The sequence below is a fragment of the Dermabacter jinjuensis genome (assembly GCF_902381725.1).
GTDB classification, from domain to species: domain Bacteria; phylum Actinomycetota; class Actinomycetes; order Actinomycetales; family Dermabacteraceae; genus Dermabacter; species Dermabacter hominis.
In genome coordinates, this window is sequence record NZ_LR698963.1 from 214,496 (window position 1) to 232,288 (window position 17,793).

At 61.0% G+C, this 17,793-nt stretch carries 29 protein-coding genes and 2 tRNA genes; 20 read left to right on the forward strand and 11 right to left on the reverse strand.

The window, feature by feature from the left end:
* Nucleotides 1-31: 31 nt before the first annotated feature.
* From nrdE to FXY94_RS00990, 4 genes are all read right to left on the reverse strand, one after another.
* A complete protein-coding gene (gene nrdE / locus FXY94_RS00975) occupies nt 32-2,167 on the reverse strand; it encodes a class 1b ribonucleoside-diphosphate reductase subunit alpha (protein WP_016663138.1) in 2,136 nt (711 codons plus the stop codon).
* 5 nt (nt 2,168-2,172) lie between these two features.
* On the reverse strand, nt 2,173-2,580 hold the full coding sequence (gene nrdI / locus FXY94_RS00980) for a class Ib ribonucleoside-diphosphate reductase assembly flavoprotein NrdI (protein WP_016663139.1): 408 nt from the start codon (nt 2,578-2,580) through the stop codon (nt 2,173-2,175).
* A 26-nt stretch (nt 2,581-2,606) separates the two neighbouring features.
* Nucleotides 2,607-2,864, reverse strand: coding sequence for a glutaredoxin-like protein NrdH (gene nrdH, locus FXY94_RS00985; protein ID WP_016663140.1), 258 nt, complete (start codon nt 2,862-2,864; stop codon nt 2,607-2,609).
* Nucleotides 2,865-3,255: 391 nt separating this feature from the next.
* Entirely contained in the window at nt 3,256-4,653 is a 1,398-nt protein-coding gene (locus tag FXY94_RS00990) for a Gfo/Idh/MocA family protein (protein WP_016663141.1), read from the reverse strand.
* Between the two features lie 185 nt (nt 4,654-4,838).
* On the opposite strand from FXY94_RS00990, the gene FXY94_RS00995 reads away from it, so the two are divergent.
* Both FXY94_RS00995 and FXY94_RS01000 read left to right on the forward strand, forming a co-directional pair.
* Complete coding sequence (locus FXY94_RS00995) at nt 4,839-5,507, forward strand: lysophospholipid acyltransferase family protein (protein WP_016663142.1); 669 nt, start codon at nt 4,839-4,841, stop codon at nt 5,505-5,507.
* A gap of 12 nt (nt 5,508-5,519) precedes the next feature.
* A complete protein-coding gene (locus FXY94_RS01000; RefSeq protein ID WP_016663143.1) occupies nt 5,520-5,912 on the forward strand; it encodes a universal stress protein in 393 nt (130 codons plus the stop codon).
* Here FXY94_RS01000 and FXY94_RS01005 read toward each other — a convergent pair.
* The 3 genes from FXY94_RS01005 to FXY94_RS01015 all read right to left on the reverse strand — a co-directional run bounded on the left by FXY94_RS01005 (nt 5,909) and on the right by FXY94_RS01015 (nt 8,123).
* On the reverse strand, nt 5,909-6,262 hold the full coding sequence (locus FXY94_RS01005; RefSeq protein ID WP_016663144.1) for a metallopeptidase family protein: 354 nt from the start codon (nt 6,260-6,262) through the stop codon (nt 5,909-5,911). The two genes, FXY94_RS01000 and FXY94_RS01005, sit on opposite strands and share 4 nt — an antisense overlap.
* Nucleotides 6,263-6,356: 94 nt before the next feature.
* Nucleotides 6,357-7,844: a catalase gene (locus FXY94_RS01010; protein WP_016663145.1), complete on the reverse strand. Its 1,488-nt coding sequence runs from the start codon at nt 7,842-7,844 to the stop codon at nt 6,357-6,359.
* A gap of 206 nt (nt 7,845-8,050) precedes the next feature.
* Nucleotides 8,051-8,123: transfer RNA gene (locus FXY94_RS01015), tRNA-Glu, on the reverse strand.
* Nucleotides 8,124-8,250: 127 nt separating this feature from the next.
* On the opposite strand from FXY94_RS01015, the gene FXY94_RS01020 reads away from it, so the two are divergent.
* Entirely contained in the window at nt 8,251-9,972 is a 1,722-nt protein-coding gene (locus FXY94_RS01020) for an alpha/beta hydrolase (RefSeq protein WP_016663146.1), read from the forward strand.
* 139 nt (nt 9,973-10,111) lie between these two features.
* A tRNA-Thr gene (locus FXY94_RS01025) sits at nt 10,112-10,187 on the forward strand.
* A 114-nt stretch (nt 10,188-10,301) separates the two neighbouring features.
* On the opposite strand, the gene FXY94_RS01030 is transcribed toward FXY94_RS01025, so the two are convergent.
* The 3 genes from FXY94_RS01030 to FXY94_RS01040 all read right to left on the reverse strand — a co-directional run bounded on the left by FXY94_RS01030 (nt 10,302) and on the right by FXY94_RS01040 (nt 11,806).
* Nucleotides 10,302-10,658 (reverse strand): ImmA/IrrE family metallo-endopeptidase, encoded by a 357-nt coding sequence (locus tag FXY94_RS01030; protein ID WP_051120590.1) that lies wholly within the window; start codon nt 10,656-10,658, stop codon nt 10,302-10,304.
* Between the two features lie 91 nt (nt 10,659-10,749).
* Complete coding sequence (locus FXY94_RS01035; RefSeq protein ID WP_040386345.1) at nt 10,750-11,418, reverse strand: hypothetical protein; 669 nt, start codon at nt 11,416-11,418, stop codon at nt 10,750-10,752.
* A gap of 19 nt (nt 11,419-11,437) precedes the next feature.
* The gene (locus tag FXY94_RS01040) at nt 11,438-11,806 is read right to left on the reverse strand and encodes a helix-turn-helix domain-containing protein (protein ID WP_040386346.1); all 369 of its coding nucleotides are present in this window, start codon (nt 11,804-11,806) and stop codon (nt 11,438-11,440) included.
* 127 nt (nt 11,807-11,933) lie between these two features.
* Here FXY94_RS01040 and FXY94_RS01045 point away from each other — a divergent pair, with 127 nt between their 5' ends.
* From FXY94_RS01045 to FXY94_RS01065, 6 genes are all read left to right on the forward strand, one after another.
* Nucleotides 11,934-12,149 carry a hypothetical protein gene (locus FXY94_RS01045; protein WP_016663150.1) on the forward strand — a complete coding sequence of 72 codons (216 nt, stop codon included), beginning with the start codon at nt 11,934-11,936 and terminating at the stop codon, nt 12,147-12,149.
* A gap of 64 nt (nt 12,150-12,213) precedes the next feature.
* Entirely contained in the window at nt 12,214-12,993 is a 780-nt protein-coding gene (locus tag FXY94_RS01050; RefSeq protein ID WP_016663151.1) for a phage antirepressor N-terminal domain-containing protein, read from the forward strand.
* 18 nt (nt 12,994-13,011) lie between these two features.
* Nucleotides 13,012-13,284, forward strand: coding sequence for a hypothetical protein (locus FXY94_RS01055; protein ID WP_016663152.1), 273 nt, complete (start codon nt 13,012-13,014; stop codon nt 13,282-13,284).
* 166 nt (nt 13,285-13,450) lie between these two features.
* The gene (locus FXY94_RS01060; protein WP_016663153.1) at nt 13,451-13,651 is read left to right on the forward strand and encodes a hypothetical protein; all 201 of its coding nucleotides are present in this window, start codon (nt 13,451-13,453) and stop codon (nt 13,649-13,651) included.
* Nucleotides 13,648-13,794, forward strand: coding sequence for a hypothetical protein (locus FXY94_RS10715; RefSeq protein ID WP_016663154.1), 147 nt, complete (start codon nt 13,648-13,650; stop codon nt 13,792-13,794). The genes FXY94_RS01060 and FXY94_RS10715 overlap by 4 nt, the downstream gene beginning before the upstream one ends.
* Nucleotides 13,791-13,997 carry a hypothetical protein gene (locus FXY94_RS01065; protein ID WP_016663155.1) on the forward strand — a complete coding sequence of 69 codons (207 nt, stop codon included), beginning with the start codon at nt 13,791-13,793 and terminating at the stop codon, nt 13,995-13,997. Before FXY94_RS10715 ends, FXY94_RS01065 begins: the two co-directional genes overlap by 4 nt.
* Here FXY94_RS01065 and FXY94_RS10720 read toward each other — a convergent pair.
* The gene (locus FXY94_RS10720; protein ID WP_016663156.1) at nt 13,994-14,134 is read right to left on the reverse strand and encodes a hypothetical protein; all 141 of its coding nucleotides are present in this window, start codon (nt 14,132-14,134) and stop codon (nt 13,994-13,996) included. The two genes, FXY94_RS01065 and FXY94_RS10720, sit on opposite strands and share 4 nt — an antisense overlap.
* A gap of 188 nt (nt 14,135-14,322) precedes the next feature.
* Here FXY94_RS10720 and FXY94_RS10725 point away from each other — a divergent pair, with 188 nt between their 5' ends.
* The 10 genes from FXY94_RS10725 to FXY94_RS01105 all read left to right on the forward strand — a co-directional run bounded on the left by FXY94_RS10725 (nt 14,323) and on the right by FXY94_RS01105 (nt 17,767).
* Nucleotides 14,323-14,499, forward strand: coding sequence for a hypothetical protein (locus tag FXY94_RS10725; protein WP_016663157.1), 177 nt, complete (start codon nt 14,323-14,325; stop codon nt 14,497-14,499).
* Entirely contained in the window at nt 14,496-14,801 is a 306-nt protein-coding gene (locus FXY94_RS01070; RefSeq protein WP_016663158.1) for a hypothetical protein, read from the forward strand. Before FXY94_RS10725 ends, FXY94_RS01070 begins: the two co-directional genes overlap by 4 nt.
* Nucleotides 14,798-14,980: a hypothetical protein gene (locus FXY94_RS01075; RefSeq protein ID WP_016663159.1), complete on the forward strand. Its 183-nt coding sequence runs from the start codon at nt 14,798-14,800 to the stop codon at nt 14,978-14,980. The genes FXY94_RS01070 and FXY94_RS01075 overlap by 4 nt, the downstream gene beginning before the upstream one ends.
* A gap of 91 nt (nt 14,981-15,071) precedes the next feature.
* Nucleotides 15,072-15,221: a hypothetical protein gene (locus FXY94_RS10730; RefSeq protein WP_016663161.1), complete on the forward strand. Its 150-nt coding sequence runs from the start codon at nt 15,072-15,074 to the stop codon at nt 15,219-15,221.
* Nucleotides 15,208-15,411, forward strand: coding sequence for a hypothetical protein (locus tag FXY94_RS01080; protein WP_147594861.1), 204 nt, complete (start codon nt 15,208-15,210; stop codon nt 15,409-15,411). Before FXY94_RS10730 ends, FXY94_RS01080 begins: the two co-directional genes overlap by 14 nt.
* A complete protein-coding gene (locus tag FXY94_RS01085; RefSeq protein WP_016663162.1) occupies nt 15,399-15,794 on the forward strand; it encodes a hypothetical protein in 396 nt (131 codons plus the stop codon). Before FXY94_RS01080 ends, FXY94_RS01085 begins: the two co-directional genes overlap by 13 nt.
* Nucleotides 15,794-16,006 (forward strand): hypothetical protein, encoded by a 213-nt coding sequence (locus tag FXY94_RS01090; protein WP_016663163.1) that lies wholly within the window; start codon nt 15,794-15,796, stop codon nt 16,004-16,006. The genes FXY94_RS01085 and FXY94_RS01090 overlap by 1 nt, the downstream gene beginning before the upstream one ends.
* The gene (locus FXY94_RS01095) at nt 16,003-16,365 is read left to right on the forward strand and encodes a hypothetical protein (protein WP_016663164.1); all 363 of its coding nucleotides are present in this window, start codon (nt 16,003-16,005) and stop codon (nt 16,363-16,365) included. Before FXY94_RS01090 ends, FXY94_RS01095 begins: the two co-directional genes overlap by 4 nt.
* Nucleotides 16,362-17,117 carry a hypothetical protein gene (locus FXY94_RS01100; RefSeq protein WP_016663165.1) on the forward strand — a complete coding sequence of 252 codons (756 nt, stop codon included), beginning with the start codon at nt 16,362-16,364 and terminating at the stop codon, nt 17,115-17,117. The genes FXY94_RS01095 and FXY94_RS01100 overlap by 4 nt, the downstream gene beginning before the upstream one ends.
* Complete coding sequence (locus FXY94_RS01105; RefSeq protein WP_016663166.1) at nt 17,114-17,767, forward strand: hypothetical protein; 654 nt, start codon at nt 17,114-17,116, stop codon at nt 17,765-17,767. The genes FXY94_RS01100 and FXY94_RS01105 overlap by 4 nt, the downstream gene beginning before the upstream one ends.
* Nucleotides 17,768-17,793 lie beyond the last annotated feature (26 nt).

A 17,793-nucleotide genomic window follows, 5' to 3' on the forward strand; every position in this document is an offset into this window, starting at 1 on the left:
GGTGAGCGGGGCGCCTTCCGGGACTGCCCTGTTAGAGCATGCAGCTCACGCAGCCCTCAACTTCCGTGCCCTGGAGCGCCATCTGACGCAAGCGGATGTAGTAGAGGGTCTTGATGCCCTTACGCCACGCGTAGATCTGAGCCTTGTTCACGTCGCGGGTCGTCGCAGTGTCCGGGAAGAACAGCGTGAGCGAGAGGCCCTGGTCAACGTGCTTGGTCGCCTCGGCGTACGTGTCAATGATCTTCTCGTAGCCGATCTCGTACGCATCCTCGTAGAACTCGAGGTTGTCGTTCGTCATGTACGGCGCCGGGTAGTAGACGCGGCCGATCTTGCCTTCCTTGCGGATCTCGATCTTGGACACGATTGGGTGGATCGAGCTCGTCGAGTGGTTGATGTAGGAGATCGAACCGGTAGGCGGGACGGCCTGCAGGTACGCGTTGTACATGCCGTGTTCCTTGACCTCGGCAGCGAGAGCCTTCCAGTCGTCCTGCGTAGGCAGGTGGATGCTCGAGTTCTCGAAGATCTCGCGGACACGCTGAGTCCTCGGCTCCCACACCTCGTTGATGTACTTCTCGAAGTACTCGCCGCTCGCGTACTTCGAATCCTCGAAGCCCATGAAGGTTTCGCCGCGCTCCTGAGCGATCTTGGTCGAAGCCTTAATGCAGTGATACGCGACCGAGTAGAAGTACATGTTCGTGAAGTCGAGGCCTTCCTCGCTTCCGTAGTGGATCGACTCGCGCGCAAGGAACCCGTGGAGGTTCATCTGACCGAGACCGATCGCGTGGGAGGCCTTGTTGCCGTTCGCGATGGTCGGCACCGAGGAGATGTCGGAGGAATCCGAGACTGCCGTAAGGGCACGGATCGCCGTCTCGATCGTCTTTTCGAAGTCGGGCGAGTCCACGGCCTTCGCAATGTTGAGCGAGCCGAGGTTGCACGAAATGTCGCGGCCGAGCGTCTCGTAGGAGAGGTCGGCGTTCATCGTGGACGGGGTCGAGATCTGGAGGATTTCCGAGCACAGGTTCGAGTGGGTGACCTTCGCGCCGCCGATGGGGTTGGCGCGGTTCACCGTGTCTTCGAACATGATGTACGGGTAGCCCGATTCGAACTGGATCTCGGCGAGCACCTGGAAGAAGTCGCGTGCGCGGATCTTCTTCTTCGCAATGCGGTGGTCGTCCACCATTTCGCGATACTTTTCCGTCACGTTGATGTCCGCGAACGGCTTGCCGTAGACCCGCTCGACGTCGTACGGCGAGAACAGGTACATCGGCTCGTTGTTCTTCGCGAGCTCGAAGGTGATGTCGGGGATCACCACGCCAAGGGAGAGGGTCTTGATGCGGATTTTCTCGTCGGCGTTCTCGCGCTTCGTGTCGAGGAAGCGGAGGATGTCGGGGTGGTGCGCGTGGAGGTACACGGCACCGGCGCCCTGTCGTGCACCGAGCTGGTTCGCGTAGCTGAACGAATCCTCCAGGAGCTTCATGACGGGGATGACGCCCGAAGACTGGTTCTCGATCTGCTTGATGGGTGCGCCGTGCTCGCGGAGGTTCGAGAGCAAGAGGGCCACGCCGCCGCCACGCTTGGAGAGCTGAAGGGCGGAGTTGATCGAACGGCCGATCGACTCCATGTTGTCTTCGATGCGCAGAAGGAAGCACGACACGAGCTCGCCGCGCTGCGCCTTGCCGGCGTTGAGGAAGGTCGGGGTCGCGGGCTGGAAACGCCCGTCGAGAACCTCGTCGACGATGCGCTCCGCGAGCGTCTGATCGCCGGCGGCGAGAGTCAGGGCGACCATGCACACGCGATCCTCGAATCGCTCGAGGTAGCGCTTGCCGTCGAACGTCTTGAGGGTGTACGACGTGTAGTACTTAAATGCACCAAGGAAGGTGGGGAAGCGGAACTTCTTCGCGTACGCGCGCTTGTACAGCGACTTGACGAACTCGAACGTGTACTGGTCGAGAACGTGCTTCTCGTAGTACTCCTTCTCGACGAGGTAGTCGAGCTTTTCCTTGAGCGAGTGGAAGAAGACCGTGTTCTGGTTGACGTGCTGGAGGAAGTATTCGCGGGCCGCCTCGCGGTCCTTGTCGAACTGGATCTTGCCGTCCGCGTCGTACAGGTTCAACATGGCGTTGAGCGCGTGGTAGTCCATCGCCTTGTTGTGCTCGTAGCCCGGCATCTCGGTTAGCTCTGCCAAAACCGTTCCAACCCTTCTTTGACTGTGGTGACGTCCCTTGACGTCCCAAGGAGCTCAAACTTGTAGAGGTGCGGCACGTTGCATTTGCGAGCGATGATGTCGCCGGCAATGCAGTATGCCTCGCCAAAGTTCGTGTTCCCTCCCGAGATCACGCCTTTGATGTGTGCGCGGTTGCGCTTGTCGTTGAGGAAGTGAATAACCTGCTTGGGGACCGCTCCCCCTGTATTGCCCCCACCGTAGGTGGGCACCATGAGCACGAAGTCTTCGTCAACGACGAGCGGCTCTTCAGTGCGCCGCAGCGGGATGCGCGCGACGCTCCCTTCGGGCAGCTCAAGCTTCTCGATGAATCGCTTGGTGTTTTCCGAAACAGACGAAAAGTAGACGAGCTTACTCATGGCGAAAGGTCACGACGCTTAAATGCTTAGAAGCCTGCAGCCTGGCGAGTCTCGCTCGCCTGCGCGGTGAGCGCCTTGATTTTGTCGGGGCGGAAACCCGACCAGGCATCGTTCACGGTGGTCACGACGGGCGCCTGCATGAAGCCCAGCGACTTGACGTGCGAGAGGGCCGCGGCATCCTCGGTGATGTCCACGAGCGTGTACTCGAGGCCAGCCTTGTTGAGGGCGCGCTTGGTGGCGTCGCACTGGACGCACATGGGCTTGGTGTAGACGGTGATCTCCATGAGAGGCCTTTCGAAATGCGGGGTGTTCTTCGTGTTCACGGGGGACGTGAAGCCCAACTGTGGGGCTGCGCGAACCAACGTCCCCAACACTACACCTAGTGGCAGATCGATGGGAACACCACAAGATGTACTGAATTACACGAATGTGATGTGGATGGTGTGTGGACACGCTGTGGCCTCATGTGAACGCGCGGTGAACAGCGATGGTGTTATCCACGAACCATGCACGTCGCAGGCGCGCTCGACGGTGGATGGAGTTGTGGACAACCTGTGTTCGTTGGTGAATTTCCGGGGTTTTCCACGACGAATTGGGGACGCCGATCCGCATCGACGTCCCCAAAAATTCTTGTGTGATTCCCGCCCTTCGGCGTGTCGCGCCGCGGCGTGTGGGCTACGCCCCGCTGGGCTCGTTCCCGCCTGCACCCTCCGCCTCGCTGGACTCCGCTTGCACGGGTGCGCTTTGCTCGGAAATCTCGACCTCGCCCTGCTCGGCACCTTTCGAGCTCACGGCCGCGAACTCGTCCTCGGCCGGTTCCGGCGCGGTTGCGATAGGCGTCTCCGTGAGCGGGTTCTCGGCGACGACGGTGCTCCCCTCGCGCGCCTCAGCCCCGTGACCGCGGCCTTCGTTGTCGTCAGCCTCGCCTTCGGCCTCGGGAGCCTCGTTGATGTCGCGGCCGTCCACGAGCGCGAGCTCGGCAAGGATCGTTCGTGAAATCTCGAGATCCTCGAGTGCCTCGGAAAGACCGTAGGCGGGTGCCTTTCCCTTCGCGACAAAGGCGTAGAACGCCTCGTGAAGGCCGTAGGCAGGCGAGTGCTCGGAGAGGCGCTCGCTCTTCACAATCGCGCCGTCGGATTTCTGGGTGAACGTGAACGAGCCGCGCGTATCGAGATCTGCCACAGCGGGGATCTCGACCCGGCCCTGCCTGCGGTTCGTCACGACACGAATCGCATCGTGGAACTCGGGCGCAAACGGCAGGTAGTGCCACACGAGGCGAACGTGCACGCCCTTCTCGAGCGCGCCGAGCACCTCGATCGAGCCGGGAATCACCTGCTCGGGCCAGTGGCGCACCCCGTGCAGCTCGGTCAACGGACCGTAGGTTGCGCGCATCAGGGCGAGCTGTGCGAGAACGCCCGTGAGCAACCCCTTCACGTAAATATCGCGGTCGCGCTGATTCGCGCCGGGCCCCGCCCCCTTCTCGACGGCGTCCTTGAGGTTTTCGCGGCGCTCAATGCGCTGCTCCGACGGCAAATCGTAGGCGGCCGACGTCACGTGGTGCTTACCGTGCATCACGGAGCTCGCCGGCATGAGCGTCTCAAACTCGAGGGTGCGCAGGTCGCGCGCCTGATTTTCCTCCACGAGCAACTTCACAGAGGAGTCGTACACAGCGCCGTAGGCGAGCATCACGAGGGGACGCCCGGCCATCTGCTCAAACTCGGCGATCGCCTGAAGTTCCTCGGTTCCATACGCGACGGGCGGCTCGACGAGAACAGGGATGCCGCGCTTGATGATCTGGAGGATATCCTCCCCCTTCACGCCGTCGGCGCTGAACACAACCGCATCCAGCTCAACGTCCTTGCTGCGCGCAGCCGCCATCAGGTCCTTCACACTGCCGTAGCGGCGCTCCTCGTCAATGCCCCACTTTTCGGCGGCCTCGCGCAGTCGGCGCGGCGAGATATCCACGACCGCGGTGAGCTGGAAGCGATCGTGGCGGCGCTGAAGCATCGGCAGGTGCACCGCTTGCGCGCTCGTCCCGAGCCCCACAACGGCAACGTTAATCTTCGAGGGCATGAGCGAAATCCTTCCGGTCGTGGCGGGGGCACCTTTCGAAAAGGGTTCCGACGCCTGCCGGGCAACCGTCGGACCCCCATCCATTAAACACGCGGGCCCGCATTAGGAACTGCACCTCCGAGCGATTACGCTGAGAAACATGCGCGAGGCGCATGTGCGAGAGAGCGAGCCGAAGGAGCAGGCCGGTGTTTTACGAAACCGCCCACACGTTCGTCGCCCCAATGATTAAGGCGTGGTGGCGGCCGAAGGTCACGGGACTCGAGAACGTGCCCGAGACCGGCCCCGTGATCATTGCCGCGAACCACCTCGCGAATGTGGATTCATTCCTCGTGCCGGTCGTGTTCAACCGCAAGGTGCGCTACATCATCAAAGCCGATTTTTGGCACAAGAGCGGGCTCACGGCCCGCATCAAACAGCGCTTTTTCGAGACAGTGGGCTCGATTCCCGTCGAACGTGGAACGCTGAAGTCGGCGCAAGGTTCGCTCGAAAAAGCCCGCGAAGTACTCGATGAAGGGGAAGTCTTCGCGATTTACCCCGAGGGCACACGCTCAAAAACGGGCAGGCTCGGCCGCGGCCGCACGGGTGTCGCGTGGCTCGAAGAACACACGGGGGCGCCCATCATCCCCGTGGGGCTCGTGGGAACCGAGAAGCTCTTCGTGCCCGGAAAAACCCTCCCCCGCCCGCGGCGCGCGAAACTCGAGGTGCGCATCGGCACCCCCATCGACCTCAGCGACATCGATCGTTCCCTGCCTGAAAACCGCAGGCGCCGCGCGATCACGGACAGAGTGATGGACGAGATTCAAAAACTCAGCGGGCAAGAACGCGACACCCCACAGCCGAAGACGGAACACTGAAGGAGATCGACGGTGAGCATCCTCGTGGCCTATATCCCCACCCCCAAGGGCGAGGCAGCACTCGACGCCGCAATTGAGCGCGCCGTGCAGTTCGGCACCTCCCTGCATCTCGTGAACGTCGTGCGCGACTCTGTCGAATCGGATCCTCGACATGCGAGCGCGGAGCAGCTCGCGTTCGCGGTGCGGACGGCGCGCCGCGCGGGCGTGCGCGATGTCGACTCTCGCACCAGGCACATCGACGACGGCGACGAGGTCGCCCACGCAATCATCACCGAGATTGAGAAAACTGGCGCGGACACCCTCGTGCTCGGGGCCCGCTTTGGGGGAACGGACGACCCTCGCTACCTCGGCAACACCATTCAAACGGTGATCGCGGACTCCCCCGCCGACGTCCTGATCGTTTAGCCCCAGCCGAGCGCGTGCAGGTGCTCCTCCTCGATTCCGAAGAGGTGACCGACCTCGTGGAGCACGGTCACGCGGATTTGCTCCTCGAGCTCCTCGCGACTTGAAGCCATGCGCGTGAGCGGGCCGCGAAACACGATGATGCGGCCCGGCTCCATGAGACCGTCGAAATGACCGCGCTCCGTGAGCGGCACACCGTCAAACACTCCGAGCAGCTCCTCATCGCCCTCGGGTTCCTCCTCTACGAGGATCACCGTGTTCGAATCGGCAATCTGGGTGACGACATCGAGCGTCAGCGAATCGAGGGCGTCGTCAACCGCAGCCTCGAATTCTGCACGGCTCATGGCGTCCATGCCACAAGAATTCCAAAACGCCTTGGTGGAGGCAAGCGTCGGCCCCGCCCCCACCGAACGTGGCAGGAACGGGGCCGAACTTCTGAGTCGTGCGTTACTGGACGCTACCGGGAACCTCGGCGTCGCCCGCGTTGGCCTTAACGGCCTTCTCGATGCGCTCGCCGATCTCCTGATCAACGTTCTTCCAGTATTCGAATGCGCGCGAGAGCACGGGCTCGATCACGCCGTCGAGGGCGCCCGCGACGGTGTTCACGAACTCCTCGCGCTCCTCGTCGCTAAACACCTCGCGCACGAGGGTGCCGGCCTGGCCGAAGTCGTCGTCCTCGGCGTGGAGGGTGTACGCGGCGCGCACCATTTCGCCGTCGGACTCCCAGCCGTTGTCTACCGGGCCCTGCTCATCCTGGTAAGCGCGACCGAAGGAGTTCGGGGCATACACGGGAGCATCGCCCGAGTGGAAGAACTCCATCGCCCCTTCCTTCGAGTAGGTGTTGACGTCGTTCACCGGGCGGTTCACGGGCAGCTGGTTGTAGTTCGTGCCAAGGCGGTTACGCTGTGCATCCGGGTAGGAGAACACGCGGCCGAGAAGCATCTTGTCGGGCGAGAAACCGATGCCCGGAACAAGGTTCGAGGGGCTGAAGGCCGCCTGCTCGATCTGCGCGAAGTGGTTCACGGGGTTCTGGTTGAGCTCAAACTCGCCCACCTTGATGAGCGGGTAGTCCTTCTTCGACCAGGTCTTCGTGAGGTCGAACGGGTTGAAGCGGTAGGTCTTCGCGTCCTCATAAGGCATGATCTGCACCGACACATCCCACTTCGGGAAATCGCCGTTCTTGATCGCCTCGAAGAGGTCCTTGCGGTGCGCATCGGCATCCTCGCCCGCAATGCGGGTCGCCTCCTCGTTCGACAGGTACTCGACGCCCTGCTGGGTGTGGAAGTGATACTTGACCCACGACTTCTCGCCAGCCTCGTTGACCCACATGTAGGTGTGCGAGCTGTAGCCGTTCATGTGGCGCCACGTCTTCGGAAGACCACGCGGACCCATGAGGTATGCGACCTGGTGAGCGCTCTCAGGCGAGAGGGTCCAGAAGTCCCACTGCATGGTGCCATCGCGCAGACCCGAATCGGGAAGGCGCTTCTGCGAGTGAATGAAGTCGGGGAACTTCATGGGGTCGCGGAGGAAGAAGACGGGGGTGTTGTTGCCAACGATGTCGTAGTTGCCCTCTTCCGTGTAGAACTTGAGCGCAAACCCGCGCACGTCACGCCACGTGTCGGGCGAGCCGAGCTCACCGGCAACGGTCGAGAAGCGGGCGAGCATCGGAGTCTTCTGACCCTTCTGGAAAAGCTTCGCCTTCGTGTACTGGGAAACATCCTCGGTCACGCGGAGCTCGCCGAAAGCGCCCGAGCCCTTCGCGTGGGGGCTGCGCTCAGGGATGCGCTCGCGGTCAAAGCGGGCGAGCTTCTCCACAAGGTTCACGTCGTGAAGAAGGAGGGGTCCATTCGCGCCAACGCTCAGCGAGTGAGCATCGGATTCGCGCACGGCACCGGCTTCGTTCGTGCTCGGAAGGTTCGGATCAAAAGTGCTCATTCGTCCTGTCCTTATCTCGTGGGGTAGGAGTAGGGGCGATCAATCGCCTCGGCGTCATCGAGGAGGGACCGCGTACCTCCACCCTAGCTGGCACTCCTTGAGCACACTCACAAAGTTCGCGCGATGAAGGCGAGCAGACGTCGGACCCCGCGCACGTGTCGTTAAAACGAAACCGCCCACCAATTCTGGTGGGCGATTTCATGCTGTACCCCGTACGGGATTCGAACCCGTGTTGCCGGCGTGAAAGGCAGGTGTCCTAGGCCGCTAGACGAACGGGGCGGGCGGAAATACTCTACCCATGCCGATGCCAGAACGCCAACTGGGAGAGTCTGACGGTGACACACGGCACCGCGTGATTGAATAATGGCAGCTAATTCGCCTTCCCAACGATCCGCGAGGTTTCTTCGTGACACCCACTCACCCCTCCCGCTTCGGCGTGCGCGCACGTGCTGCCGCCGCCCTCAGCGCCCTCACGCTTGCCGCGCTCTCACTCAGTGGATGCGGAGCACTCATCCAAGCGGGGCACAAGGCCACGCCAAGTAACTCGGCAGCCGCAGGCAGCGGCAACTTCGAGAAAGATGCCGAAAAAGCCATCAAGGAGCTCGAGAATTCGACCTCCGAGGCTTACGGCACGGAAGGCATGGCGCCCCTTAAATCGATCGCTCCCGTCGTCGAATCCGCCGCCTACGATCTCGGCGCCGATCCCGCAAAGGACGAGCGCTGGAAGAAGTTCTACGACCAGCGCGCCGACTGGGGAAAATGCGAACGCGCGGAATATCAAGGTGCCGAATGCGCCACGATCGAGGTCCCACTCAAGTGGAACGACCCCGAAGGTGCCACCCTCTCACTCCTGCTCACGCGCGTTCCCGCAACGGGCGACGACAAGAAGGGCTCACTTCTCATCAACCCCGGCGGCCCCGGCGGCTCGGGTGCGGAACACGTCGCCGCCTACGGCTCCATGACGATCAGCTCCACCGTGCGCAAACAGTACGATCTGATCGGCTTCGACCCGCGAGGGGTGAAGGATTCCGACGGTGTCCAGTGCCTCGACGATGCCGAGACTGACGAGATGCTGTCAACAGACCTTCCCGACACCGAGGAAGGCAAGAAGAAAGCGAAGGAGTGGTCCGACAAGCTCGCGAAAGCCTGCAAAGCGAAGTCCAGTGACCGCATTCAGTACGTCGACACGTACTCCGCAGCGCGCGACATGGACGTGATCCGCGCGGCTGTTGAATCCGAAAAGCTCGACTACCTCGGCTTCTCGTACGGCACGTACCTCGGCGCCACCTACGCCGAAATGTACCCGGAGCGCACCGGCCACCTCATCCTCGACGGCGCAATGGACCCAGCGCTCACGACAAACGAGATTGTCGCCGGGCAGGCCGCCGGTTTCGAGCAGGCGATTAAAGACTTCGTGACCTGGTGCCAGAACGAACGCGGCAGCTGCCCCCTCACGGGCAGCGTCGACGACGGCATTCAGCAGCTTCGCGACTTCATGACGAACGCCGGAAAGAACCCCATTCCCACGGCGAGCGGCCGCAAGCTCAACGAGACCCTCGCCTCAACAGCGATCCTCACCGCCCTCTACAGCAACGAGACCTGGGAATACGTCGCCCTCGGGATCGAAAGCGCCAAGGCCAACAACTCCGCCGACGTCCTCCTCATGCTCGCCGACCTCGCCAACGAACGCGAAGAAGACGGCTCATTCAAGTCGAACAGCACGTTCGCCAACGCCGCCGTGAACTGCCTCGACCACGTCGGGGTAACCGACGAAAAGTGGCTCAAGGCCGAAAGCGAACGCCTCGCAAAGAAATACCCGACGTTTGGTCCGTCGCTCGGCACCGAAGAGGACGGCTGCGCGAACTGGCCCGCGAAGCCCGTGCGCTACCCCAAGGAAATCCATGCGAAGGGGTCGAGCACCATCGTCGTGATCGGCACAACCCACGACCCCGCAACCCCGTACGCGTGGGCCGAATCCCTCAACAAACAGCTCGACAACTCGGTTCTCCTCACCTGGGAGGGCTTCGGCCACACCGCCTACAGTCGCTCGGGTGGCTGCATCGAGGAGATGGTCGACGCGTACCTTCTCGAGGACAAGGTCCCGGACGACGGCGCGAAATGTGAGTAGAAACTGAGCCCGGGTCAGCGGGGCGGCATGCACGTCACCCCGCACGAGATGTGACCGGTCCATCACCGACACAGTTTGGCACCCGGGCCGTTTCTCCCGTAAAGTTGTGGTTCGTGCGCGACGCGTGAGCGAAGCACACGCCTCCTTAGCTCAGTCGGTAGAGCGATTCACTCGTAATGAATAGGTCGCCGGTTCGATTCCGGCAGGAGGCTCCACAAAAAAGCGGCCCCCACCAGGACAAACACCCGGTGGGGGTTCTCTTTACGCAAACTGAAGTGGCGGGTTGTAACCCTTCTTGTAACCCTTCTTTGAACAGACCAGACATTGACCTATTCATTTTCGACCCCTGCAACCGCAAACAGTTCCGACGCAGTGAGAGTCTCGCAGCGCGCCTCAAGCATGAGCGGCGTCACCCACAGCTCCTCAGCAAGCTCGAGAGGGCTACGCGCCCACCTAGCGGCCTTCACGAGCGCCTCAAACGGCACGAGGCGCGCCGCCGCTATCTGGTTCACCTCGCGCTCGCGGGAAGCGCTACAGGGCCGCCCCTCGCCCGCCTCGAGGTGTACGAGCTCATGGGCGAGAGTGCAACGCCGCTCTACTTGAAGCAGGCGCTTATCCAACCGGATTAGGTCGCGGCCGTTCGTCTCGCCACACCGCCCGTCAAGGCGCGCGAACTCGACGCGCACGCTAGGAAACGTGGCGTGCAAATGGTCCCAAGGGTTATAGAAACTCACCCTCCCAATGTTGCGGGAGGGTGAGACATTTAAAGACGGGATGCTACTGGCGCTCCCACGTGTCGCCAGTTACATACGTACCATCTACTTGGACATCCATAATCTCATCGGGGACTTCCTTACCTACATAGACAATGCCTTCCTTCTTCGCAGAAGGGCGCACGCTAGTTGGGTAGTTCTCGCTCACCGCAGAAACTTGATCGTAATAATCACTCCAGTTTTCAGCGTTATTCGTTGCTTCATCAATATTGAACTCGATTACGTCGAGAAGCTGCCCTACTGAATAAAACTCGTACTCGTTCCCTTCGGCATCGTAGAGATACACCGTTTCTAGGTAGAACTCTTGATCGCTCTTACGGTTATCTACGTCCATCGTTAGTGTCACACCCTCGATGGGATCATCCTTGAATGCAGGGAGTGAATCATGCACTTCCTTGAAATCGCTTGGAATGCCAACATCGGTCAGATGGACGGTTACCACAGTGCCATTATCGTCAGTGACCGACAAAGTATCCCCTGGCTTGAACGGGTCTGTAGGAGCGGGGGCTTCATCGTTGGCGCTCTCTTCGCTCGCAGCCTCTTTGGTGCCTGCTTCACTGCTTGCTGCTGCGGCGGTCGTTTCTTTTGATGGTGCGGCGTCATTGTCGCTGCCACTTGAGCAGCCTGCGAGCGCTAGAACGAGGCATGCAATCGGGATAAGGGCTTTCTTCATGAGGGTCTCTCTTTTCTTGTTATGCGGGTTCATCGCCGTCATAGAACGGCTCGGGTGTTTCTTGCTCCGCGTTCATGCGGTCGCGCAAAGCTTTGCCACGGTTAGGTGCGGTGTGAGCGGCTAGGCCGTAGTCGGATTGGGTGGGGGTTGATTGGCGGTCGTAGCGAAGCTCGGCCCGCTCCACGAGCTCGTGAGCAGGTGCACCTATCTCACGCGCAATTGCCAAGAGTGACGATGCAGGAACATCGCGAGTGCCTTTGATGTAGCGCCGCAGCGTCGATTCGCTGATGCCCGTGCGCTCCACTAGCGCTTTTTGCGTCACGCCAGCGATAGACATCTGGGCGGCAATTTCCACGCCGAGCGCGCGCATGTATTTCTCTGCGTCCATAAGTCCAACGGTAGCCGCATAGCACGGTTCCGGTCCGTATTGGCGGGAAAGTGTGACTATCGTGACATGCATTACACCCGTGTAGTTCGGCTTGCATCCGGTCCATTTGGACCGTTACCGTTTAGCCATGACCGCAAGCACAGACCACATCGCCCGCCGAGTCATGGCGGATATCAAGAGCAAAGGGCTCTCGATTTCAGCCGTGGCCGACGCTACGGGCATTGCAAAAACCACCCTCCTACGAAGACTCAAGGACGGCGATTTCACGGCATCTCAGACCAAGAAGATCGCCCTCGAGTTAGGCAGTGACGCGGCGGACTACTACCGCGAGGAAGCCGCCTAACCCCCCTTATTTGATCCCCCTCCAAGTCCGTGGCCCCCACGGCACCCCCACGAAAGGTTTTCTCATGTTTCTTCAGTCCATCCCGTTTCACGGAACGAGTATCGCCGCCGCGAAAGACGGCGAGACGATCCGTGTTGCCCTCCGCCCGGTATGCGAGGCGATGGGAATTGATTACACCGCCCAGTATCGCCGCCTTGAACGGACCTCGTGGGCAGTTGTTGCCATGATGGCAATGACCGGCGCGGACGGTAAGACCTACGAAATGGTCACCGTCGACCGCCGCACCTTCACCATGTGGCTCGCCACCATCGACACCACACGCCTCAAATCAGACCGCGCCCGCAACCTCGTCGAAACATTCCAACGCGAAGCAGCCGACGCCCTCGACAACTACTTCCACAACGGCGGCGCAATCAACCCCCGCGCCACCGAACACCAAATGCGCGCGCTCATGTTCCAAGCCCAGGCACAAATGGAACTGTGTCAGGCCGCGAAGGGACTCATCCACCCGGATCATCTCGAAGCGAAAGCGCGGATCATTCTCGCGCGCGGCATGGGTGAGCACGCCGAACTAGACGAGTCTCGCCGCCCCCTCTACACCCAGGACTTCTTAAAGGAGAAGGGCCTTTCAGCAAAACAGCTCCGCTCCAAGGCCCCCACGTTCGGAAAACGCCTCAAAGCCGCCTACATCGACAAGCACGGTGTCGCCCCCGAGAAACGCCCCATGAACCTCTCCAACGGCCAAGTCCGCGACGTCCTCGCATACACCAACCAAGACCGCGACCTCATGGAAACAGTGTGGGCAGGCATGAACCCCACACCTCACCTGGCCGTCGTCGCCTAACACCCAAAGGAGTCAGTCATGATCTCGATCAACTTCAATCCCCAAACTAATGTCCTCGAAATCCGGCATCAAGGCGACCCCAGTCACACGGAAACGCTCAACGAAGCTCTCCGTCACGTTCTGGAAGCCCTCGATGGTGTCGGCACCCTCGCCGGTGAGAGTCAGGGACAGGTCCTCGGGTGTGACGAAAAGATTGTATGCAACCCGTCGACGGTCACCGAGACGATAAAGGACTCGAGTCTTGACCCGGCCACTTACGCCGAACGCCTCGTCAAAGCCCTCAAAGAGTGACACCACCGATCTCACGGGCCCTTCACCCTCAACGTGGATCTTGAAGTCTCTGACCCTAAGTTCAGCTTCCAACATTGGTTTTCCTCCCACTCCCGTGGCCTTCAATAAACGTCTTTGTTCATTAAAGCCTGTGGCTTCCCACAGCACTCCCCTTAGGAGGCTTCTTATGTCGCTAAGCGACGCCATGCGCTACGTCAGGGAGATCGCGGCCAGCGAAGGACTGCGATTCTCCAAACGTCAACTACGCACCCACGCCGTTCACTACCTCGACTGGTGGAACGGTCTCAACGCAAAAACCACCGCCCACATCGACCCCACCGGCGAACAAGCCGTGAAGCGAGTCCTCGCACAGGCGGTGAGAGCGTGACCCTTTTTACCGTCATCTGCGCCGCCATCGCCGTCGCGGGAGCCGTCTTCTCAATCCTCACGCTCGTCGATCTCCTACGCGACGAGCGAGCGTCACGCAAACCGACCGACTACCCACACCTAAGTAAGGAGCAAATGAAATGACTAACCCTCGTGAACTTGAAGCCCGCAAGAACCTAGGCGAAGCGTTCGCATCCAGTGAAGAAATCGCAGCCACCTACGCTTCCAGCGTCGCCAATATCGCGTACATCGTTGCCCGCGAAGAGCTCGAGCGTGCAGGCATCCCCCTCTCTCCCTACCAAACACAGGAAGAGAGGGGAATGCGGGTACTGGACACTTGGGACTAGAGCCCAACCACTCGCCTAGCTGCCGCTAGTCCTGAATCGCGCTGATCTTCCAGCTGCGCAATCGCCTGAACGATCGCGTCCACGTCGTTCGGGTCGGCCTCAAGTTTCCGCTTGAGTTCATCACTGATCTTGCCCATCTGCCTCACCTCCCTTCGCTGTTTACGTGCATTCACAGCCTACGGGTGGAGCAGGTGGGCGCTTCCGGTAAAAGAAAACGCCCCGGTGGCAGCCGCAGCCGACATCGATTTGGCTGCCTAACCCTCACTTCGACCGGCCCTCACCCTTCACCGGGTGGGGGCCTTTCTTATGCCCCAAAGGAGCCACCATGCCAGTTCCTCAACCGCCCCGCCCGCTCCCTCACGCGCGGCCCGAGCTAGTCCGATTCGACAACCGGGACGCGCAACGCCGCTGGGACATCATCGCCGCCCTCGTCCCCTTCATCCAACACTCAGGGGCGCTGATCGACGTCGCTGAATACATCCAATACGGAGAAGACGAATGACCACCAAATACGCCCGAACCACCGACCCAGCCACGAGCCACGAAGCCGCGACCACCGCGCTCTACTCGAACGCCCACGTCGCGGTAGAAGAAGCCCTCCGCGAGCTCGGCGTCGCCGCTGACCACGAGATCGAAGCATTCGTGAACGCGAAAACGCACGTGTACAGCGGGCAACGGTTACGCACCGCCCGTGCCGAACTCGAACGCGAACACATCGTCACCTACAACCGCAACCCCGACGGAATCCCCACCTACGGGAAAACACCTTCAGGTAGGCGCACGCACGAATGGAGGCTCGCGTGAGCCGCATCGCCTACGACCTCGAACAAGCAGCGCAAGTCGTGCCATTCAGCACCAGCTACCTGCGCAAGGCCACCCGCCGAACTGAAGGCAACATCCTCAAAGCCGCCATGCGCGCCAGGCGAATCACGATCATGCACACCGACCTCGTCGCGTGGTGCGAGAAAGAAGAAGACGAATGAAAACCAACACCCACCGCGCCACCCACTACCGCTCCTACGGCCACGAGCTCATCCGCGCAACCTTCGCGGCCAAGAAGAGGGTGAGGCGCTAATGCTGCTGTTCATCTCCCTTACCGCGACATATTTCGCGCGCGTCGCCATCCTCGCGCTACTCGTATTCGCTGTTCGTTTCGGTATCGCCCTCGGCGTCGAACAGTACGAGCTTTGGCGCGAAGAAACGGTGAATCTTGACCGACATTGATGAAGAAATCGCCCGGCTATGGGCGCAAGCAAACGGCATCAAGCCACCCAAACCACCAACACCCATGGCCGAGCCGCTCGACCGCTACATGTACGGCGACCCCGCAAAGTTCATCCCCGGAGCCGTCGACAAGCAACGCAAAACCACAAAGAAAAAACCCCGAAAGGACACCCCGAAATGGCGTTCATGAAACTCCCCAAGCTCAAGCGCTCCGCCGCGACCGCAGCCCCGCAAGTCACCATCTCAACCAACGCGAAACAAAGCGCCACCTACCTCTTCCTCAACCAGGCCGCGAGAAAAACTATCGGTGACCCGGCCGCCGTCTACCTCGCCTACGACCGCGAAACAAACCGTATGCAGGTGCACGCCTCGTCGCCTGAGGACCCGGCCGCGTATGTCCTCTCGGGTAGGACGGGCCGCGCGGCCGTCACCGCTATCCTCCGCGAACTCGGATTCGCACCCGCGAAAACCACCTACCATCCCGCGAAGAAAACTGGCCGGCTCGCACTCGAGTTCAGCCTCGACGAAGTAGCACGCGCAAGCGCCCCCATCGAGATCGTGAAGGCCGCGTAATGGATAACAACTACAAAACAGCCGAGTGCACGCTCCTCGACGAAATCGCCGCCGACATCAGCGCCGTAGACGCGCACAGTAGTCTCCGCTACCTCAAAGACGAATGGGCCGAATACGCAACCGCCCTCGCCCTCCACCGCCTCGCCAACGCATGGGAACGCCGCGTCGAAATCGCAGAAGCAACAGCCCGCCAGAAAGGAATCAACCCGTGAACACCGCACCCACCCCCGAACAACTCGACCAGCTCGACCAGCTCATCCAGCACCGACAAAAAATCGCGACCGAAGCAAAAAACCTTGAACAAGTCCGCAAGGACTACGACGCGAAAATCCTCGCCCTCGCCACCGAGCTCGGCCACACCCACGGCAGCCTCCCCGTAGGCGAGCACACCCTCACGGTCGCCAACTATCGGCAGCTCGACAAGAAACGCCTCGCCACCGACTACCCCATCACGAAGCATCCAGAAATCTATGCGGCGGAAATCTCCACCACCGCCGTGAAGAAACACATCGCTGAAGCAGACCTCGACGCTTACTACCTGGATAAGGGCACGCAGGTGCGCATCAAATGAGCAACCCCAACACCGTGTGGGGACTCTACCGGCGCACCATCGACGACGCGATCAAACACCAACCCCGAACGCTTCAACGCCGAATCGGGCCCAGCGAAATCGGAAACCCATGCACCCACTGCCTCGCCGCGAAACTCGCCGGCTGGCAGCAGGTGGAAGAAACCGCGTGGCTACCCTTCATCGGCACCGCCGTCCATGCCCAGCTAGAAGAGATCTTCACGAAAGCCGGGCCCGCATGGGAAACAGAAACCCGCGTCACCGTCGGCGACATCAACAACACGCCAATCAGTGGCACATGCGACCTGTTCCATGTCCCGAGCGGCACCGTGATCGACCACAAGATCGTCGGCACCACCACACTGAACGCCGCACGCCGCGAAGGCGCTAAACCCGTCTACCGCATCCAGGCCCACCTATACGGGCGCGGCTGGCAAAACAAAGGCCACCACGTCACCACCGTTGCGATAGCGCACCTGCCAAGGAACGCGACATCACTATCGCAAGCAGTGTTCTGGTCCGAGCCCTACGACGAACAGATAGCCCTCCAAGCTCTCGAACGCGTCAACCAGCTCGCGACCAGCATCGAAGTTGTCAAAACACTCGGCACAGAGAAACTCAACAACTTCATTAGCGGACTCGACCGAGATCCCGACTGTTTCAGTTGCGCCCGCTACCCAGACTTCGAGCCCGCACTAAGCGGGCTCGAACTGTTTAACACCAACCAACCACAGAAAGCACAGAAAACATCATGAACACTACTCTTGCAAGCATCGACCAGCTCCTCGCCGGCGGCGGCAAAACCGCAAAGTTCGAGACGGTAGGCGAAACCCACGCAGGCGAGATCGTCTCCATCGACACCCGCCAAGTCAACGACTACGAAACCGGCACGCCAGAGTTCTGGCAGGACGGGCGACCAAAGCAGCAGATCGTTGTCACGTTCGACACCGGCAAGCAGGAAGGGCCTGACGATGACGGTCACCGCAACCTTTACATCAAGGGGTGGGGTGACCAGTTGCGCGCGTTCCGTGACGCTGCTCGCCGCCTCGGACGCAACCCCCAAGTGGGCGACCGCATCACCGCGACCTACGTTGCTGACGGCGAAAAGAAGAATCCTCGCTTCAACGCTCCGAAGCTGTACCAGTACGACATTGAGCCGGGTACGCCCGGTTTGAGCGCCATGCTGAACGACGGTGCGCAAACCGCCCCGCAGGCACAGCAGGCAGCGCCGGCACAGGCGCAGGCACCGGCCTCGCAGCCTGGTGCGCAGCAGCCCACGCAGCAGGGTGACCAGTCGCAGAAGGTGAAGTCGATGATCATGCTCGGCCTCACGGATGAGCAGATCGCTGAAGCGCTCGGGCTCGACCAGTCCGTTGTCGCGTACATGCGCGAGCACATCGAATAAAACACGCTCTCGCGCCATCAAAAAAA

What these genes read in the sequence shown, in the direction of transcription:
- FXY94_RS01010 (WP_016663145.1), bottom strand. Translation starts at nt 7,844, where the DNA reads ATGAGCACTTTTGATCCGAACCTTCCGAGCACGAACGAAGCCGGTGCC.
- FXY94_RS01070 (WP_016663158.1), top strand. Translation starts at nt 14,496, where the DNA reads ATGACCACCAAATACGCCCGAACCACCGACCCAGCCACGAGCCACGAA.
- FXY94_RS01040 (WP_040386346.1), bottom strand. Translation starts at nt 11,806, where the DNA reads ATGGACGCAGAGAAATACATGCGCGCGCTCGGCGTGGAAATTGCCGCC.
- FXY94_RS00990 (WP_016663141.1), bottom strand. Translation starts at nt 4,653, where the DNA reads ATGCCCTCGAAGATTAACGTTGCCGTTGTGGGGCTCGGGACGAGCGCG.
- nrdH (WP_016663140.1), bottom strand. Translation starts at nt 2,864, where the DNA reads ATGGAGATCACCGTCTACACCAAGCCCATGTGCGTCCAGTGCGACGCC.
- FXY94_RS01105 (WP_016663166.1), top strand. Translation starts at nt 17,114, where the DNA reads ATGAACACTACTCTTGCAAGCATCGACCAGCTCCTCGCCGGCGGCGGC.
- FXY94_RS10730 (WP_016663161.1), top strand. Translation starts at nt 15,072, where the DNA reads ATGCTGCTGTTCATCTCCCTTACCGCGACATATTTCGCGCGCGTCGCC.
- FXY94_RS01050 (WP_016663151.1), top strand. Translation starts at nt 12,214, where the DNA reads ATGTTTCTTCAGTCCATCCCGTTTCACGGAACGAGTATCGCCGCCGCG.
- nrdE (WP_016663138.1), bottom strand. Translation starts at nt 2,167, where the DNA reads ATGCCGGGCTACGAGCACAACAAGGCGATGGACTACCACGCGCTCAAC.
- FXY94_RS01060 (WP_016663153.1), top strand. Translation starts at nt 13,451, where the DNA reads ATGTCGCTAAGCGACGCCATGCGCTACGTCAGGGAGATCGCGGCCAGC.
- FXY94_RS01100 (WP_016663165.1), top strand. Translation starts at nt 16,362, where the DNA reads ATGAGCAACCCCAACACCGTGTGGGGACTCTACCGGCGCACCATCGAC.
- FXY94_RS01085 (WP_016663162.1), top strand. Translation starts at nt 15,399, where the DNA reads ATGGCGTTCATGAAACTCCCCAAGCTCAAGCGCTCCGCCGCGACCGCA.
- FXY94_RS01035 (WP_040386345.1), bottom strand. Translation starts at nt 11,418, where the DNA reads ATGAAGAAAGCCCTTATCCCGATTGCATGCCTCGTTCTAGCGCTCGCA.
- FXY94_RS01065 (WP_016663155.1), top strand. Translation starts at nt 13,791, where the DNA reads ATGACTAACCCTCGTGAACTTGAAGCCCGCAAGAACCTAGGCGAAGCG.
- nrdI (WP_016663139.1), bottom strand. Translation starts at nt 2,580, where the DNA reads ATGAGTAAGCTCGTCTACTTTTCGTCTGTTTCGGAAAACACCAAGCGA.
- FXY94_RS01055 (WP_016663152.1), top strand. Translation starts at nt 13,012, where the DNA reads ATGATCTCGATCAACTTCAATCCCCAAACTAATGTCCTCGAAATCCGG.
- FXY94_RS01090 (WP_016663163.1), top strand. Translation starts at nt 15,794, where the DNA reads ATGGATAACAACTACAAAACAGCCGAGTGCACGCTCCTCGACGAAATC.
- FXY94_RS01005 (WP_016663144.1), bottom strand. Translation starts at nt 6,262, where the DNA reads ATGGACGCCATGAGCCGTGCAGAATTCGAGGCTGCGGTTGACGACGCC.
- FXY94_RS10720 (WP_016663156.1), bottom strand. Translation starts at nt 14,134, where the DNA reads ATGGGCAAGATCAGTGATGAACTCAAGCGGAAACTTGAGGCCGACCCG.
- FXY94_RS10725 (WP_016663157.1), top strand. Translation starts at nt 14,323, where the DNA reads ATGCCAGTTCCTCAACCGCCCCGCCCGCTCCCTCACGCGCGGCCCGAG.
- FXY94_RS01045 (WP_016663150.1), top strand. Translation starts at nt 11,934, where the DNA reads ATGACCGCAAGCACAGACCACATCGCCCGCCGAGTCATGGCGGATATC.